The following is a 16,227-nucleotide window of genomic DNA, read 5'->3' as shown; positions in this document are numbered from 1 at the left end:
CTCCAGGGATGCGGGAGGGTCAGGAGGTCTGGGGCCCGCACGGGCCCCGGCGGGCCTGGACGGGCCGTTACGGGCGCCGGACGAAGCCGGGCATACGCCGCTTCTTGTAGGACGGGCCGGCCGAGACCTCACGCGTGGTGCGGTAGCGGGCCAGCGTGCCCAGCCCCCGACCGCCCTCGTCGTCGTCACTGGCGGCGGCCACCGGGTCGCGCCCGAAGCGGCGGCCGAGCAGCATCACCAGCGGCACCACGAAGGGGGCCAGCAGCAGGTCGTACAGCAGCGCGCTGATCACCAGGCCGCCGAGGCCGACGTGCCGGGCCGCGGTGTCGCCGACCAGGGCGCCGACCATCGCGTACAGCAGGGTGGAGGCGATCGCCGCGGCACCGACCACCACCAGCGCACTGAAGACGGAGCGCTGGCGGTGGTCGGAGCGCAGTCCGGCGGCGTAGCCCATCAGGCAGAGCACCAGGGCGTAGCGGCCGATCGCGTGGTCGGAGGGCGGTGCGAGGTCGGCCAGCAGTCCGGCCGAGAAGCCGACCAGGCAGCCGCCGGTCGGCCCGTAGACCATGGCCAGGCCGACCACGACGAGCAGCAGTATGTCCGGGGTGGCTCCCGGGAGCTGGAGCCGGCCGAAGACGCTGACCTGGAGGATCAGGCCGAGCAGGATCAACACGGCGGAGACGGGGATGCGGGCGAGGCGCATGGCTCAGTTCCCCCCATTGGGCTTGGCGGGTGCGGCGGCGGGGGTGGTGCTGCCCTGCGGCTGGGCGGGCGCGCCCGGGGCCTGGCCCTGTCCCGCGGTGGGGGCGGGCGGCAGCACCGCGTCGCGCGGGTCGGTGCGCGGCGGCACGACCACCACGCCGACCAGGTCGAGCCGGGTGAACTGTACGAAGGGCTCGACCAGGATGGTCTTGGTCAGCTGGCCGGCGTTGGCCTGGACCTCGATGACCTTGCCGACCGGGACGCCGGGCACGAAGGGCCGGCCGCTCTGCGAGCCGAAGGTGACCAGCCGGTCGCCGTTCTTGACCTGTGCCTTGCCGTTGAGCAGGGAGACCTTCATCGGGCTGTCGCCGCCGCCGGAGGCGAAGCCGATCTCGCCGCTGCCCTCCAGCCGGGTGCCGGCCGAGAAGCCGGGGTCGGAGGCGAGCAGCACGGTGGCGGTGGTCGGGGCGACGGTGGTGACCCGGCCGACCAGGCCCTGGCCGTTGATGACCGTCATGTCGCGGGTGAGGCCGTCGTCGCTGCCGGCGTCGATGGTGATGGTCCAGGAGAAGCCCTGGGCCGGGCCGATCGCGATGACCTGGGCGGCCTTGACGGTGTAGCCGCCGGCGCCGGCGGTGCGCAGCAGGTCGTCCAGCTGCTTGGTGCGCCCGGCGGCCATGTCGGAGGAGGCGAGCTTCTGCCGCAGTTCGGTGTTCTCGCGGGCGAGCTGGTCGGTGCGGCCGCTGTCGGTGGCGGCGTCGCGGAAGGCGCGGACGGTGTTCGCGACCGGGTCCACGACGCTGGCGGCGCCGCGCTCGACCGGGCCGAGGACACCGGCGGCCGCGTGCCGGGCGGGGCCGAGCGGGGAGTCCTCACCGCCCTTGATGTCCACGGTGATCAGCGCGAAGGCGACGGCCACCAGCAGGATGAGCAGCAGCCGACTCTCTCGTGTGTCCCTCACGGTGCTGGTACTGCCCCTTCGTACCTGGCGGCCGCCCGGGCTGTGGGCCCCGGGCGGCGGCCCGTTCAGTTGAGTGTCGGAATCTTCGTCGTGGTGCTAACGGCGCGGCGAGGCGTCCAGTACCTGCTGGAGCGCCTCGAACTCCTCGACGCACTTGCCGGAGCCGAGTGCGACCGAGTCGAGCGGGTTCTCGGCGATGTGGATCGGCATGCCGGTCTCGCGACGCAGCCGCTCGTCCAGGCCGCGCAGCAGGGCGCCGCCGCCGGTGAGCACGATGCCGCGGTCCATGACGTCGCCGGCCAGCTCGGGCGGGCACTGGTCGAGGGTGGTCTTGACCGCGTCGATGATCGAGTTGACCGGCTCGTCGATGGCGGCGCGGACCTCGGCGGCGGAGATGACCACGGTCTTGGGCAGGCCGCTGACCAGGTCGCGGCCGCGGATCTCGGCGTGCTCGTCCTTCTCGCCCTCGAGGCCGTAGGCGCTGCCGATGCTCATCTTGATCTGCTCGGCGCTGCGCTCACCGAGGAGGAGGGAGTACTCCTTCTTGATGTGCTGGACGATCGCGTTGTCCAGCTCGTCGCCGGCGACCCGGATGGACTGGGCGGTGACGATGCCGCCGAGGGAGATGACGGCGACCTCGGTGGTGCCGCCGCCGATGTCGACGACCATGTTGCCGGTGGCCTCGTGGACGGGCAGTCCGGCGCCGATCGCGGCGGCCATCGGCTCCTCGATGATGTGCACCTGGCGGGCGCCGGCCTGCGAGGAGGCCTCGATGACGGCGCGGCGCTCGACGCCGGTGATGCCGGAGGGCACGCAGACCACGACGCGCGGGCGGGCGAGGTAGCGGCGGCGGTGGATCTTGAGGATGAAGTAGCGCAGCATCCGCTCGGTGATCTCGAAGTCGGCGATCACGCCGTCCTTGAGCGGGCGGATGGCGACGATGTTGCCCGGAGTGCGGCCGATCATCTTCTTGGCCTCGGCGCCGACCGCGAGGATGCCGCCGGTGTTGGTGTTGACCGCGACGACGGACGGCTCGTTGAGGACGATCCCCTTGCCCCTGACGTACACCAGCGTGTTGGCTGTTCCGAGGTCGATCGCCAAGTCGCGGCCGATGAACGACAGGTTGCTCGCCATGGGGTGTGGGTGCCTTCCCGGGCTCGGAGTTCATGGGGGTGGACGGATGCGCGCGCCCACGCTTGGGCGGAGACCAGCTGAGCTGCCTTACCGGGCCCTTGAGTCGCGTCCATCGTAGTCACGCGCGTGGTACGGACATCGACGCGGGCATACCGTCCATTGTCCGGAGCGTGATCGCTTCTCCGAGGATTGGGACGCCGTGTCGGCCTCCCCAGTTCCCTATTTCACGATAAGAATGCCCCGGCCGGGCCAATGGTCCCGACCGGGGCGGCACGAACGTCCTGACGGACCCTGGGATCAGGCGTGCGCGGGGAAGAAGATCTTGATCTCGCGCTCGGCGGACTCCGGGGAGTCGGAGGCGTGGATCAGGTTCTCGCGGGTGATGGTCGCGTAGTCACCGCGGATGGTGCCGGAGCCGGCCTCCAGCGGGTTGGTGGCGCCGGCCAGCATGCGGATGCCCTTCACGACCTCCTCACCCTCGACGATCATCGCGATCGACGGGCCGGAGGTCATGAACTCGAGCAGCGGCTCGTAGAACGGGCGGCCGACGTGCTCGGCGTAGTGGTGCTCCAGGGTCTCCCGGTCGAAGGTGCGCAGCTCGACGGCGGTCAGCTGCCAGCCGGCCTTGCGCTCGATGCGGCTGATGATCTCGCCCGCCAGGCCGCGGCGAACGGCGTCGGGCTTGAGCAGGACGAGAGTGCGCTGGGACACGGTGCGTCTCCTGGGGATTCGGGGCGACATGCGGTACGGGGCAGAGGTTACCTTGCGTGAACGACCGGTCGGTTCCGTGGTGGGGGCGGGACCGGGCCGGACCGTCAGGCGGCCCGGGCCTCGGCGGCCGCGCGGGCGGCCTTGAACTCGTCGACCTTGCGGCCGTAGTGCACCGAGCACCACCACAGGCCGGCGAAGACCGCACCGAGCGCGAACATCGTCGGCAGGATGAAGCCGCTGGCGATCAGGCCGATCTGCAGCGCCCAGCCGATGGCCACCGCACCGGGGCGGTTGATCATGCCGCAGAGCGCGATGCAGAGCGCCATGGCGATCCCGGTGACGGTCCAGACCGTCGCCGTCGAGACGCTGGACAGCCGCATCGCGACCAGCCCGGCAAACATCGCCAGGAGCGCCTCGCCGATCAGCGTCGAGGAGCAGAGCGTCCTCATGTCACTTCCTCCCGAGCAGCAGGCGGGCCTCGCCCACCGTGATGACCGAACCGGTGACCAGCACCCCGGCGCCGCCGAGGTCGCCCTCCTCCTCGGCCAGGGTGACCGCGGCGGCGATGGCGTCGTCGAGCCGGGGCTCGACCTGGACGCGGTCCTCGCCGAACACCTCGACGGCCAGGGCCGCGAGCGCGTCCACGTCCATCGCGCGGTGGGTGGAGTTCTGGGTGATGACGACCTCGGCCAGGATCGGCTCGAAGGCCTCCAGCAGGCCGGCCACGTCCTTGTCCCCCGAGGTGCCGATCACGCCGACCAGGCGGGTGAAGCCGAAGGACTCGGAGATCGCGGAGACGGTGGCCCGGGCGCCGTGCGGGTTGTGGGCGGCGTCCAGGATGATCGTGGGGCTGCGGCGGACGACCTCGAGGCGGCCCGGCGAGGAGACGCCGGAGAAGGCCTGGCGGATCTTGTCGACGTCGAGCTGGCCGCCGCGGGCGCCGCCCACGCCGAAGAAGGCCTCGACCGCGGCCAGCGCCAGCGCCGCGTTGTGCGCCTGGTGCTCGCCGTGCAGCGGGATGAAGACGTCCTCGTACTCCTCGCCGCCGATTCCGCGCAGCGTCACCAGCTGGCCGCCGATGGCGAGCTCACGGCGGATCACCCCGAACTCCATGCCCTCGCGGGCGACGGTGGCGTCCACCTCGACGGCCCGGCGCAGGATGGTCTCGGCGGCGTCCAACTGCTGCTGGGCGACCACGGCCACGGCGCCGGGCTTGATGATCCCGGACTTCTCGACCGCGATCTCGCCGGTGGTCTCGCCGAGCTTGTCGGTGTGGTCCAGCCCGATCGGGGTGATCACGGCGACGGCGGCGTCGATGACGTTGGTGGCGTCCCAGGAGCCGCCCATGCCGACCTCGACTACCGCGACGTCCACCGGGGCGTCGGCGAAGGCGGCGTAGGCCATGCCGGTGAGCACCTCGAAGAAGGACATCGGCACCGGCTGGGCGGCGTCGACCATCTGCACGTAGGGCTCGATGTCGCGGTAGGCCTCGACGAAGCGCTCGGGGCTGATCGGGGCGCCGTCCAGGCTGATCCGCTCGGTGACGGTCTCCACGTGCGGGCTGGTGTAGCGCCCGGTGCGCAGCTCGAAGGTGTTGAGCAGCTGCTCGATCATCCGGGCGGTGGAGGTCTTGCCGTTGGTGCCGGTGATGTGGATGGACGGGAAGGACCGCTGGGGCTGGCCCAGGATGTCCATCAGCGCCTCGATCCGGTCGAGCGAGGGCTCCAGCTTGTTCTCCGGCCAGCGCTTGGAGAGCTCGAGCTCGACGTCGCGCAGGGCGTCGCCGGTGTCGCCGTCGGCGGGGCGGAGGGTGTACGGATTCGGGTCGGCCTTGTCGCTCACGACCACAGTCTACGGAGCGGGGGCGGCCCGGACCCACAGGGTGAGGGTGATGGCGTGGACACGTCGCCGGACTGATCTCCCTGGCGCTCGCTGCGCCGCTTCCTCACCCAGCGCACCCACCGGCCGGTGCAGCGCAGGCACTGCACTGGGTCTGGCGAGCCACGCCGCGCTGCTGGTCTCCGACTCCGACGGCGTGCAGGAGGAGTGCACCGGCCGAAGGGTGTCCGTCCGCTCCGGACCGGGTGGGGGTCAGACCCCGGCCCGGGCCTCCGGGACGTGCGCGGTGCCGCCGTGTCGGCGGCGCAACTCGGCGGTGATCTCGGACAGTTCGCCCTCGGGCAGCAGCGGCAGCATCATTGCCACGCCCTGCAGCAGTCCGCCGAGCAGGTAGGTGGTGTCCGCCGTCGCGGCGACCAGACCGCGGACCTCGGCCACCCGGCCGGCCGCGACCGCCTCGATCAACTGGGCGGCGTTCGCGGTCTCCTCGTCCACCTGGACCCCACCGGTGTCCTTCGGGGCCCGCCGGGCCATCGCCCGCAGTACCCGGTCGCCGACCTCGGGGGCGTAGGCCTTGCGGACGGCCTCGGCGGCGATCCAGGTGAGCAGGGTGGTCACCTCCCGCTCGATGTTCTCCGCCAGCAGCAGGTCCAACTCGTGGTCGAACGCGAGCTGGTTCCCGTGCCGGAAGGCGAGCAGCAGCGTCGCCGCCCTGGCCTTGGCTTCCTCGACCGCCTCGGCAGGCAGTTCCTGGGCCAACTCCTCGGTCACCACCACGCCATGCCCTCCCGTCCGTCGCTCAGCAGGAACGCTCAGCGGAATCGCGTTCGGAAACTCCGTGCACACCGTACACATCCGACCTGGAAACTTCCGCGAACGCGCGCGGGCAAGACCGGAATCAATTCGCTCGGAATAAGACCTCACCCGGTCCAGGATGAATATTCGCCGGAAGGGAGCAATGTTTCTGCTCTATTAGGCGAGCAAAAGCGAGCACCCGGCCGACGAGCCGGAAAACGCCGAAGGGCCGCACCCCGCGCGTCGCGGAGTGCGGCCCTTCGTGGGCGATCCGGCCTCAGCCCTGCGGCAGCGCCGCGAGCTGGGCGGTGATCCGGGCGATGTCGGCCTCGGCGGCCTCCTGACGGGTCCGGATCTTGGCGACCACCTCGTCCGGCGCCTTGGCCAGGAAGGCCTCGTTGCCGAGCTTGGCGGTGGTCTGGGCCTTCTCCTTCTCGGCGGCCGCGAGGTCCTTGGCGAGCCGCTTGCGCTCCGCCGCGACGTCGATGGTGCCGGAGAGGTCCAGCGCGACGGTGGCACCGGCCACCGGCAGCGAGGCGGTGGCCGCGAAGCCCTCCTCGGGGACGGTCAGCCACAGCAGCGAGCGGATCGCGTCCTCATGGGCGGCCAGCGCGGTACCGGCCAGCTCCAGCTGGGCCGGGACGCGCTGGCGGTCCTGGAGGCCCTGGTCGGTGCGGAACCGGCGGACCTCGGTGACCACCTGCTGCACCGTGGCGACCTCGGCCTCGGCCGCGGTGTCGCGGAAGCCGCTGTCCTTCGGCCACTCGGCGACGACCAGCGACTCGGCGCCGGTGAGCCGGGTCCACAGCGCCTCGGTGACGAACGGGACGACCGGGTGCAGCAGCCGCAGGGTGACGTCCAGGACCTCACCCAGCACCCGGCGCGAGGCATCGGCCTGCGGGCCGCCCTTGGCCAGGGTGGTCTTGGAGAGCTCGACGTACCAGTCGAAGACCTCGTCCCAGGCGAAGTGGAACAGCGCGTCCGAGACCTTGGCGAACTCGTAGTCGTCGTACAGCGCGTCCACCTCGGCGACCGCGGTGTTCAGCCGCGACAGGATCCAGCGGTCGGCCGCGGTCAGCTCCTCCGGCGCGGGCAGCGGGCCCTCGACGGTGGCGCCGTTCATCAGCGCGAAGCGGGTCGCGTTCCAGATCTTGTTGCAGAAGTTGCGCGAGCCCTTGACCCAGTCCTCGCCGATCGGCACGTCGGCGCCCGGGTTGGCGCCGCGGGCCAGGGTGAAGCGGACGGCGTCGGCGCCGTAGGCGTCCATCCAGTCCAGCGGGTCCACCGCGGTGCCGGAGGACTTCGACATCTTCTTGCCGCGCTCGTCGCGCACCAGACCGGTCAGCGCGACGGTCTTGAACGGCGCCTGGCCGTCCATCGCGTACAGGCTGAACATCATCATCCGGGCGACCCAGAAGAAGATGATGTCGTGGCCCGTCAGCAGGACGTCGGTCGGGTAGAACTTCTCGAGGTCGGCGGTCTTCCCCGGCCAGCCGAGCGTGGAGAACGGCCACAGGCCGGAGGAGAACCAGGTGTCCAGGACGTCCGGGTCCTGGTGCCAGCCCTCGCCGGTCGGCGGCTGCTCGTCCGGTCCGACGCAGACGACCTCGCCCTCGGGGCCGTACCAGACCGGGATCCGGTGGCCCCACCAGAGCTGGCGCGAGATGCACCAGTCGTACATGTTGTCCACCCAGTCGAAGTAGCGGCGCTCCAGCTCCTTCGGGTGGATCTCCACCTTGCCGTCGCGGACGGCGTCGCCGGCGGCCTTGGCCAGCGGCTCGACCTTGACCCACCACTGCAGCGACAGCCGCGGCTCGACCACGGTGTGGCAGCGCGAGCAGTGGCCGACGGCGTGCATGTACGGGCGCTTCTCGGCGACGATCCGGCCCTGCTCGCGCAGCGCGCCGACGACGGCCGAGCGGGCCTCCAGCCGGTCCATGCCGAGGAACGGGCCGTGCACGGTGATCACGCCGTGGTCGTCCATCACGGTCAGGTTCGGCAGGTCGTGCCGCTGGCCGATGGCGAAGTCGTTCGGGTCGTGCGCGGGCGTCACCTTGACGGCGCCGGTGCCGAACTCCGGGTCGACGTGCTCGTCCGCGACGACCGGGATCTCCCGGTCGGTCAGCGGCAGCTTGATGGTGCGGCCGACCAGGTGCTTGTAGCGCTCGTCCTCGGGGTGGACGGCCACCGCGGTGTCGCCCAGCATCGTCTCGGCCCGGGTGGTGGCGACGACGATGGAGTCCTCGCCCTCGCCGTAGCGGATCGAGACCAGCTCGCCGGGGACGTCCTCGTGCTCCACCTCGATGTCGGACAGCGCGGTGAGGCAGCGCGGACACCAGTTGATGATGCGCTCGGCGCGGTAGATCAGGCCGTCGTCGAACAGCCGCTTGAAGATGGTCTGGACGGCCTGGGACAGGCCCTCGTCCATGGTGAAGCGCTCGCGCGACCAGTCCACGCCGTCACCGAGGCGGCGCATCTGGCCGAGGATGCGGCCGCCGTAGCTCTTCTTCCACTCCCAGACCTTCTCGACGAAGGCCTCCCGGCCCAGGTCGTGCCGGGACAGGCCCGCCTCGGCGAGCTGCTGCTCGACCTTGTTCTGGGTGGCGATGCCGGCGTGGTCCATGCCGGGCAGCCAGAGCGTCTCGAAGCCCTGCATGCGCTTGCGGCGGGTCAGCGCGTCCATCAGCGTGTGCTGGAAGGCGTGGCCCAGGTGCAGGACGCCGGTGACGTTCGGCGGGGGGATGACGATCGTGTACGCGGGCTTGTCGCTCTGCGCGTCCGCGGTGAAGTAGCCACGCTCTACCCAGCGCTCGTACAGCTCGCCCTCTACGTCCGCGGGGGTGTAGGTCGTCGGGAGGGTTGCCGCATCGTCCCCGGTGGTGCTCACGGGGCGCTGGTTCGTCGTGTCGGTCACGACGCACAGTTTACGTAACCGGGGGCGCTGGTTACGAACCGCTTTCGGTCCGTGGACTCCCCCGGCCCGAACACCGCCGGGGCGGGCGTCGTGCGATACCGTGCCCGGGCACTCGTCCGGGTGACCGGACGTGCACGGAGCCATCACCACCAGATCGGCCGCAGGTGCGGCGGGGGAGCACGAGGACAGATGTACGGCCAGGGACAGCAGTATCCGCAGCAGGGACAGCCCTACGGGGGGCAGCCGTACGGCGCGCCGCCGCCGCAGCAGCCGTACGGCGCTCCGCAGCCCCAGTACGGGTACCCGCCCCAGCAGCCCTACGGCCAGCCGCAGCCGCAGTACGGCGGCGTGCCGCCGCAGGGCCCGTACGGCCAGCCGGGCTACCCTGCGGCGCCGCAGAAGGGCAAGGGCGGCCTGGTGGTCGGTCTGATCATCGGCGCGCTGGTGCTCGGTGGCGGCGGCTTCGCCGCCTGGAAGTTCCTGGGCGGCGACTCGGGCGGCAACTACAAGATCGCCACGCCGCAGACCCTCCCGGGCGGTTACACCCAGAAGTCGGCCAAGGAGGAGCCGGTCGACACGTCCAAGCCGGAGGCGAAGGACGCCGGCAAGTACGGCAGCAACCTCACCGTCGTGATCGCCAGTTACACCAAGGGCGGCGACCTGACGGACGGCCTCTCGGTGGCCGGCTTCTACGGGAACATCGACGACCCCGGCCAGATGCTCGAGGACGCCAAGAAGGGCGGGAACGGCCTCACCTGGACCACGCCGCTGACCGACGAACCCGCCCAGGACAGCCACAGTTCCTCGGGCCGGCTCTCCTGCGGCGTCTACACCCTGCTCGCCAAGAGCCAGTCCGTCTGCATCTGGGCGGACAAGTCGACCTACGCCCGGGTGACCTTCGCCAAGGACGCCCTCTCCCCGGACCAGGCCGCCGAGAAGGCCCGCGCCATCCGCGACGCCATGAAGGTCGCCAAGTAGCACGAAGCGCGCACCGGGGGCATGCCGCAGCACCACACCACCGCCGGAGCCTCCGGCGGCATCCACGCGTGACGTCCCAGAAAGGGCCTCGCATGTCCGATCAGAACCCGTACGGGCAACCGCCGCAGCCCGGCTACCCGGCGACGCCGCCGCCGGCCGCCCCCGGCTACGGCGGCATCCCGCCGCAGGCCCCGCCGCCCGGCTACCCCGCGCCCGGCGCGCCGCAGGCCGGCGGCTACCCGGGCTACACGGAGACGCCCGGGGCCTACCCCGGCTACGGCGGTTACGCGCCGGTGCCGCCGCGCAAGTCCCGCAGGACGCTGTGGATCGTGCTCGGCACCATCGCAGCCGTGCTGGTGATCGTCGGCGGGGCCCTGGGGTACTTCGTCTGGGACACGACCAGCAACGCGGGCACCCAGAAGATCGCCTTCCCGGCGACCTTCAAGGACCTCAAGGCCAACGACGACCCGGCGGTGACCGGGAAGATCCAGGACGAACTCACCTCGAAGATCGGCCAGGGCGACGGCAACTGGAAGCCCACCGGGGTCGCCGGGGTGTACCAGGACTCGGACTCCAACCCCCAGCTGATCGCGGTGGGCGTCTACGGCAAGGTGCTGCTGCCCAAGCAGGAGCTGGACCAGATGTTCAGCGGCTTCTCGGGTGCAGGCGGGACCATCACCGGCCGGCACTCGGTCGACCCCGGCCCCAAGGGCGGCCAGATGGACTGCGCCACGTCCGAGGACGGCGACAGCAAGCTCGCCCTCTGCGCCTGGGCCGACAAGAGCAGCGTCGTCATGGTGCTGAAGGGCTCCGACGACGGCACCCAGCCCGACGTGGACAAGCTCGCCGCCGACGCCCGCGACCTGCGCGCGGTGGCCGAGGTGCCGAAGTAGGCTCCCGGCCCGCAGCCGCGAAGGGGCCCCGCACCGGATCCGGTGCGGGGCCCCTTCGTACGTCCTGCGGCGTCAGGCGCTCTTGTCGCGGCGCTCGCGCTTGATCATGTCGCGCGGGACCAGGGTGGGGATGGCGTGCTTGGAGACCACGTCCCCGGTGACCACCACGCGGGCGACGTCCTGGCGCGAGGGGACCTCGTACATCACGGACATCAGCACCTCCTCCATGATGGCCCGCAGACCGCGCGCGCCGGTGCCGCGCAGGATCGCCTGGTCGGCGATCGCCTCCAGCGCGTCCCGGGAGAACTCCAGCTCCACGCCGTCCAGTTCGAAGAGCTTGCGGTACTGCTTGACCAGCGCGTTCTTCGGCTCGGTGAGGATCTGCAGCAGCGCCTCGCGGTCGAGGTTGTGCACGCTGGTGATCACCGGCAGACGGCCGATGAACTCGGGGATCATGCCGAACTTCACCAGGTCCTCGGGCATCACCTGGCGGAAGTGGTCGCTGGCGTCGGACTCCCGCTTGGAGCGGATGTTGGCGCCGAAGCCGATGCCCTTGGCACCCGCGCGGCCCTCGATGATCCGCTCCAGGCCGGCGAACGCCCCGCCGACGATGAACAACACGTTGGTGGTGTCGATCTGGATGAACTCCTGGTGCGGGTGCTTGCGCCCGCCCTGCGGCGGCACCGAGGCGGTGGTGCCCTCCAGGATCTTCAGCAGCGCCTGCTGCACGCCCTCGCCGGAGACGTCACGGGTGATCGACGGGTTCTCGCTCTTGCGCGCGACCTTGTCGATCTCGTCGATGTAGATGATCCCGGTCTCGGCCTTCTTGACGTCGTAGTCGGCCGCCTGGATCAGCTTGAGCAGGATGTTCTCGACGTCCTCGCCGACGTAACCGGCCTCGGTCAGCGCGGTGGCGTCCGCGATCGCGAACGGCACGTTCAGCATCCGGGCCAGGGTCTGCGCCAGCAGCGTCTTGCCGGAGCCGGTGGGGCCCAGCAGCAGGATGTTCGACTTGGCCAGCTCGATGGCGTCCTCGCGGCCGTTGCCGCCGCTACGGCCGGCCTCGCCCGCCTGGACGCGCTTGTAGTGGTTGTAGACGGCCACCGACAGCGCCTTCTTGGCGAGGTCCTGGCCGACCACGTACTGGTCGAGGAACTCGTAGATCTCACGCGGCTTCGGGAGCTCCTCGAAGCGCACCTCGGAGGTCTCGGCGAGTTCCTCCTCGATGATCTCGTTGCACAGGTCGATGCACTCGTCGCAGATGTACACGCCTGGGCCGGCGATCAGCTTCTTCACCTGCTTCTGCGACTTGCCGCAGAACGAGCACTTGAGCAGGTCGCCACCGTCTCCGATGCGTGCCACGAGGTGCTTCCCCTTCGCCAGGGGCCCCGCAGGGGTTCCGGGGCCTGGTGCTGTGGACCGTCCGCGCCGACGGCGCTCGGTCTCGCTATCCGACGGTACTCTGCCGGGCCCTTGATTCCGTCCTCTTCGCCGGGTCTGCCCTACGCCCTGGGCGAATTGATACCGAACAGATGCCGTGGCAGACCCCGCCGACGGACCGGGGCGGGGCGCGCAACCGGGTGCGCGCCCCGCCCCGTCGGTGCCGGCCTCAGGAGGTCAGCGAGGTCTTGCGGGTGGAGATGATCTGGTCGACCAGGCCGTACTCGACGGCCTCCTCGGCGGTCAGGATCTTGTCGCGCTCGATGTCGTCGCGCACCTGCTCAACCGACTTGTTGGAGTGCTTGGAGAGCATCTCCTCCAGCTGCTCGCGCATCCGGAAGATCTCCTTGGCCTGGATCTCCAGGTCGGACACCTGACCGCGGCCGGTCTCGGTGTACGGCTGGTGGATCAGGATGCGGGCGTTCGGCAGGGCCATCCGCTTGCCGGGGGTGCCGGCGGCGAGCAGCACGGCCGCGGCGGAGGCCGCCTGGCCCATGCAGACCGTGGTGATGTCCGGCTTGACGTACTGCATGGTGTCGTAGATGGCCGTCAGGGCCGTGAACGAGCCGCCGGGCGAGTTGATGTACATCTGGATCTCGCGGTCCGGGTCCATCGACTCCAGGCACAGCAGCTGCGCCATGATGTCGTTCGCCGAGACGTCGTCGACCTGCGAGCCGAGGAAGATGATGCGCTCCTCGAACAGCTTGGCGTACGGGTCGTACTCGCGGATGCCCTGCGTGGTGCGCTCGACGAAGCGCGGGACGATGTAGCGGCCCTCGGCGCGCATGTCCTCGACGCGGGCCTTGGCGGCCGACAGGCTGGGGATGTTCATGGGGGTTCTTGTCCTCCGGGGCGTTGTGGCTGTGGTCTCGTGGGCCGGGCCGAGGCTCAGGCGCCCGTGCCGCCGCCGCCGGGGACGTCCGCGGCGCTGTGCATGATCGCGTCGATGAGGCCGTACTCCTGGGCCTCCTCCGGGGTGAACCAGCGGTCGCGGTCGGAGTCCCGGGTGATCTGCTCGAACGACTGGCCGCTGTGGAAGGCGATCAGCTCGGACATCCGCTTCTTGGTGCGGAGCAGCTGCTCGGCCTGGATGCGGATGTCGGTGGCGGAGCCGCCGAGGCCGGCGGAGGGCTGGTGCATCAGGATGTTGGCGTTCGGCAGCGAGAAGCGCTTGCCCTTGGCGCCGGCGGTCAGCAGGAACTGGCCCATCGAGGCGGCCATGCCCATCGCGATGGTGACGACGTCGTTCTTGATGTACTGCATGGTGTCGTAGATCGCCATGCCCGCCGAGATCGAGCCACCCGGGGAGTTGATGTAGAGGAAGATGTCCTTCTCGGGGTCCGCGGCCAGCAGCAGCAGCTGCGCGGTGATCTTGTTGGCGATGTCGTCGTCGACCTGCTGGCCGAGGAAGATGATCCGCTCGTTGAGCAGCCGGTTGTAGACCTGGTCGCCAAGGCCGCCGAGCACGTCACCAGCGGCGGCGTGCGGCGCCATCGGGCCAGGCATCTGCATCTGCGGGAACGTCACTTAGCCACCTGCTCAGTCGATTTGGAGGGCCGCTCGACGGCTCTCACGGTGTCGCACAGCTTCCGGGTATCACGTCGTGATTGTTGCTGTCCAAGGACCCTAACGCGCAGGCCCGGCCGCAGAATCCCTCACGCAGAACTGTTCGCTGTGAGCGCAGGGTCGCACGGTCGCGCGGTCGCCCGCGCGCCGGGACGACAGCGGGCCCGGACACCGTAAACGGCGTCCGGGCCCGCTGCGTCGCCTCAGGGGCTACCGGGGCACTCAGGCCTCGGTGCTCTCCTCGGCAGCGGCCTCGGCGGAGGCGTCGACGGTCTCGGCCGTCTCGTCCTCGTCGTCGAAGTTGATCTCGTTGCCCTCGGTGTCGACGACCTTGGCGGCCTCGACCACGGTGGCCAGCGCCTTGCCGCGGGCGACCTCGCCGACCAGCAGCGGAACCTGGCCGCCCTGGACGACCTGCTGGGCGAACTGGTCCGGGGTGAGGCCGGAGCCGGCGGCGCGGCGGATGAGGTGCTCGGTGAGCTCCTCCTGGTTGACGCCCAGCTCCTCGTTGGCGACGATCTGGTCCAGGACGAACTGGGTCTTGATGCCCTTCTTCGCCTGCTCCTCGATCTCCGCGTCCCACTCCTCGCGGGTCTTGCCCTGGGTCTCCAGGTAGGTGTCGAGGTTCAGGCCCATCGGCTCGAGCTGGTGGTGCTCGACGTTGTGCTTGCGGGTCTCGATCTCGTCCTTGAGGAGCTTCTCGGGGTACTCGATCTCAACCAGCGCGAGCAGGGCGTCGAGGACCTTCTCCTGGGCCTGGGTGGCCTGGTCGTACTCCTTCATGCGCTCGAGGCGCTTGCGGGAGTCGGCGCGCAGGTCCTCCAGGGTGTCGAACTCGCTGGCCAGCTGGGCGAACTCGTCGTCCAGCTCCGGCAGCTCCTTCTCCTGGACGGCCGTGACGGTGACGGTGACCTCGGAGGTCTTGCCGGCCTGGGTGCCACCCTTGAGCTCGGTCTCGAAGGTCTTCTCCTCGCCGGCGGACAGGCCGGTCACGGCCTCGTCGATGCCGTCGATGAGGCGGCCCGAGCCGATCTCGTAGCTGACGCCGTTGGCGGTGCCGTCCTCCGGCACCTCACCGTCGACCTTGGCGACGAGGTCGACGACCACGATGTCACCGGCGGCCGCGGCGCGCTCGACGTCCTTGACCGAGGAGAAGCGCTCGCGCAGCTGCTCCAGCGACTTCTCGACGTCCTCGTCGGAGACGGCGATCGGGTCGACCGTCACCTCGATGGAGGAGAACTCCGGCAGGGTGATCTCGGGGCGGACGTCCACCTCGGCGGTGAACTTCAGGTCGCCACCGTCGGCGATCTTCTCGACACCCTCGATGTTGGTGATGTCGGGCTGGCCGAGGACCTCGATCTTGCCCTCGTCGACGGCCTGCGTGTAGAAGCGCGGCAGGGCGTCGTTGACGGCCTCCTCCAGCACGGCACCACGGCCGAAGCGCTGGTCGATGACGCGAGCCGGGATCTTGCCCTTGCGGAAGCCCGGAACCGTGACCTGCTGGTTGATCTTCTTGTACGCCGCGTCGAGGCTGGGCTTGAGCTCCTCGAAGGGCACCTCGACGGTGAGTCGAACCCGGGTCGGGTTCAGAGTCTCGACGGCGCTCTTCACGGTTAGGTCTCCTATGGGCTTGCGGTCAGGTTGCCTCCGCCCGCCCCGCACGCCCGGCCGGAGCCGGTACGGATGGGTCGGGCGAGACGGGCGATGGGCGGTTGGAGCTGCATCTCCCGTGTGGGTGGACGGTGAGCTTGACTCCTCGCCCTCGTGCGGTTGACCTGGGTGGACGCCACAGGGACTACCGCCAGCGCCCCATCCTACCGGTACCACGAAAGGCGGACGCCAGACGCCACCGTACCGCCCCAACAGAACAGGGCCCCGCCCCGGTGGGCGAGACCCTGCCGCACTGTCGGGGTGACCGGATTCGAACCGACGGCCTTCCGCTCCCAAAGCGGACGCGCTACCAAACTGCGCCACACCCCGTGGTGCCGAGAGGAAGCGTACACGCCGGGCCTGCACGGCTCGCCGACTTATTCGGGGCAGCGCGGAAGAGGGGGCGCGGGGAACGCCCGCGGAATGCGGTGTGCACGGGAGCGGCCGGACCAGGTACGCTGTCTCCCGAACTTCCGGCCGGAGACGGCTGGGGGGTCGCGCGGGCGTAGCTCAATGGTAGAGCCCTAGTCTTCCAAACTAGTCACGCGAGTTCGATTCTCGTCGCCCGCTCCGAAGTCCGGCCCCGGTGTGCCCAGCACACCGGGGCCGTCGGCGTTCCCGGGGCTGCCAGCGTTCCCAGGGCC

14 protein-coding genes and 2 tRNA genes are annotated in these 16,227 nt (G+C 70.4%); 3 read left to right on the top strand and 13 right to left on the bottom strand.

All coding sequences use genetic code 11. The annotated features are described in order from the left end of the window. Positions 1 to 67 precede the first annotated feature (67 nt). From mreD to O1G21_RS25605, 8 genes are all read right to left on the bottom strand, one after another. Positions 68 to 703 (bottom strand): rod shape-determining protein MreD, encoded by a 636-nt coding sequence (gene mreD, locus O1G21_RS25640; RefSeq protein WP_270146980.1) that lies wholly within the window; start codon positions 701 to 703, stop codon positions 68 to 70. Between the two features lie 3 nt (positions 704 to 706). Further along, positions 707 to 1,663, bottom strand: coding sequence for a rod shape-determining protein MreC (gene mreC / locus O1G21_RS25635; RefSeq protein ID WP_270146978.1), 957 nt, complete (start codon positions 1,661 to 1,663; stop codon positions 707 to 709). 96 nt (positions 1,664 to 1,759) lie between these two features. Further along, positions 1,760 to 2,785: a rod shape-determining protein gene (locus tag O1G21_RS25630; RefSeq protein WP_030283777.1), complete on the bottom strand. Its 1,026-nt coding sequence runs from the start codon at positions 2,783 to 2,785 to the stop codon at positions 1,760 to 1,762. Positions 2,786 to 3,094: 309 nt separating this feature from the next. Beyond that, complete coding sequence (gene ndk, locus O1G21_RS25625; protein WP_030283775.1) at positions 3,095 to 3,508, bottom strand: nucleoside-diphosphate kinase; 414 nt, start codon at positions 3,506 to 3,508, stop codon at positions 3,095 to 3,097. A gap of 104 nt (positions 3,509 to 3,612) precedes the next feature. Then, positions 3,613 to 3,957: a DUF4233 domain-containing protein gene (locus tag O1G21_RS25620; protein WP_270146977.1), complete on the bottom strand. Its 345-nt coding sequence runs from the start codon at positions 3,955 to 3,957 to the stop codon at positions 3,613 to 3,615. 1 nt (position 3,958) lies between these two features. Beyond that, positions 3,959 to 5,350 carry a bifunctional tetrahydrofolate synthase/dihydrofolate synthase gene (gene folC / locus O1G21_RS25615; RefSeq protein ID WP_405000706.1) on the bottom strand — a complete coding sequence of 464 codons (1,392 nt, stop codon included), beginning with the start codon at positions 5,348 to 5,350 and terminating at the stop codon, positions 3,959 to 3,961. A 249-nt stretch (positions 5,351 to 5,599) separates the two neighbouring features. After that, positions 5,600 to 6,124 (bottom strand): hypothetical protein, encoded by a 525-nt coding sequence (locus tag O1G21_RS25610; protein ID WP_270146975.1) that lies wholly within the window; start codon positions 6,122 to 6,124, stop codon positions 5,600 to 5,602. 295 nt (positions 6,125 to 6,419) lie between these two features. After that, on the bottom strand, positions 6,420 to 9,056 hold the full coding sequence (locus O1G21_RS25605) for a valine--tRNA ligase (protein ID WP_270146974.1): 2,637 nt from the start codon (positions 9,054 to 9,056) through the stop codon (positions 6,420 to 6,422). Between the two features lie 189 nt (positions 9,057 to 9,245). On the opposite strand from O1G21_RS25605, the gene O1G21_RS25600 reads away from it, so the two are divergent. Together O1G21_RS25600 and O1G21_RS25595 are read left to right on the top strand one after the other, a co-directional pair. Then, on the top strand, positions 9,246 to 10,034 hold the full coding sequence (locus tag O1G21_RS25600) for a hypothetical protein (protein ID WP_270146973.1): 789 nt from the start codon (positions 9,246 to 9,248) through the stop codon (positions 10,032 to 10,034). A gap of 92 nt (positions 10,035 to 10,126) precedes the next feature. Continuing rightward, a complete protein-coding gene (locus O1G21_RS25595) occupies positions 10,127 to 10,927 on the top strand; it encodes a hypothetical protein (protein ID WP_270146972.1) in 801 nt (266 codons plus the stop codon). Positions 10,928 to 10,999: 72 nt separating this feature from the next. On the opposite strand, the gene clpX is transcribed toward O1G21_RS25595, so the two are convergent. The 5 genes from clpX to O1G21_RS25570 form a co-directional block, all read right to left on the bottom strand. Continuing rightward, positions 11,000 to 12,289, bottom strand: coding sequence for an ATP-dependent Clp protease ATP-binding subunit ClpX (gene clpX / locus O1G21_RS25590; protein WP_030283761.1), 1,290 nt, complete (start codon positions 12,287 to 12,289; stop codon positions 11,000 to 11,002). Between the two features lie 247 nt (positions 12,290 to 12,536). Next, positions 12,537 to 13,199: an ATP-dependent Clp protease proteolytic subunit gene (locus O1G21_RS25585; protein ID WP_030283759.1), complete on the bottom strand. Its 663-nt coding sequence runs from the start codon at positions 13,197 to 13,199 to the stop codon at positions 12,537 to 12,539. A gap of 56 nt (positions 13,200 to 13,255) precedes the next feature. Beyond that, entirely contained in the window at positions 13,256 to 13,873 is a 618-nt protein-coding gene (locus tag O1G21_RS25580; RefSeq protein ID WP_270151256.1) for an ATP-dependent Clp protease proteolytic subunit, read from the bottom strand. A 282-nt stretch (positions 13,874 to 14,155) separates the two neighbouring features. Further along, positions 14,156 to 15,544, bottom strand: a complete 1,389-nt coding sequence (tig, locus tag O1G21_RS25575; RefSeq protein ID WP_270146970.1) for a trigger factor — start codon at positions 15,542 to 15,544, stop codon at positions 14,156 to 14,158. 295 nt (positions 15,545 to 15,839) lie between these two features. After that, positions 15,840 to 15,913: transfer RNA gene (locus O1G21_RS25570), tRNA-Pro, on the bottom strand. A gap of 169 nt (positions 15,914 to 16,082) precedes the next feature. Between O1G21_RS25570 and O1G21_RS25565 the strand changes: the two genes are divergently transcribed. Continuing rightward, a tRNA-Gly gene (locus O1G21_RS25565) sits at positions 16,083 to 16,153 on the top strand. Positions 16,154 to 16,227 lie beyond the last annotated feature (74 nt).

The organism is Kitasatospora cathayae (assembly GCF_027627435.1).
GTDB lineage: Bacteria > Actinomycetota > Actinomycetes > Streptomycetales > Streptomycetaceae > Kitasatospora > Kitasatospora cathayae.
This window is presented reverse-complemented; position numbering and strand designations above follow the sequence as displayed.

Bases quoted from the DNA above. Each gene is read 5' to 3' on its own strand.
- O1G21_RS25580 (WP_270151256.1), bottom strand. From the start codon at position 13,873: ATGCCTGGCCCGATGGCGCCGCACGCCGCCGCTGGTGACGTGCTCGGC.
- O1G21_RS25600 (WP_270146973.1), top strand. From the start codon at position 9,246: ATGTACGGCCAGGGACAGCAGTATCCGCAGCAGGGACAGCCCTACGGG.
- O1G21_RS25620 (WP_270146977.1), bottom strand. From the start codon at position 3,957: ATGAGGACGCTCTGCTCCTCGACGCTGATCGGCGAGGCGCTCCTGGCG.
- O1G21_RS25585 (WP_030283759.1), bottom strand. From the start codon at position 13,199: ATGAACATCCCCAGCCTGTCGGCCGCCAAGGCCCGCGTCGAGGACATG.
- O1G21_RS25595 (WP_270146972.1), top strand. From the start codon at position 10,127: ATGTCCGATCAGAACCCGTACGGGCAACCGCCGCAGCCCGGCTACCCG.
- mreD (WP_270146980.1), bottom strand. From the start codon at position 703: ATGCGCCTCGCCCGCATCCCCGTCTCCGCCGTGTTGATCCTGCTCGGC.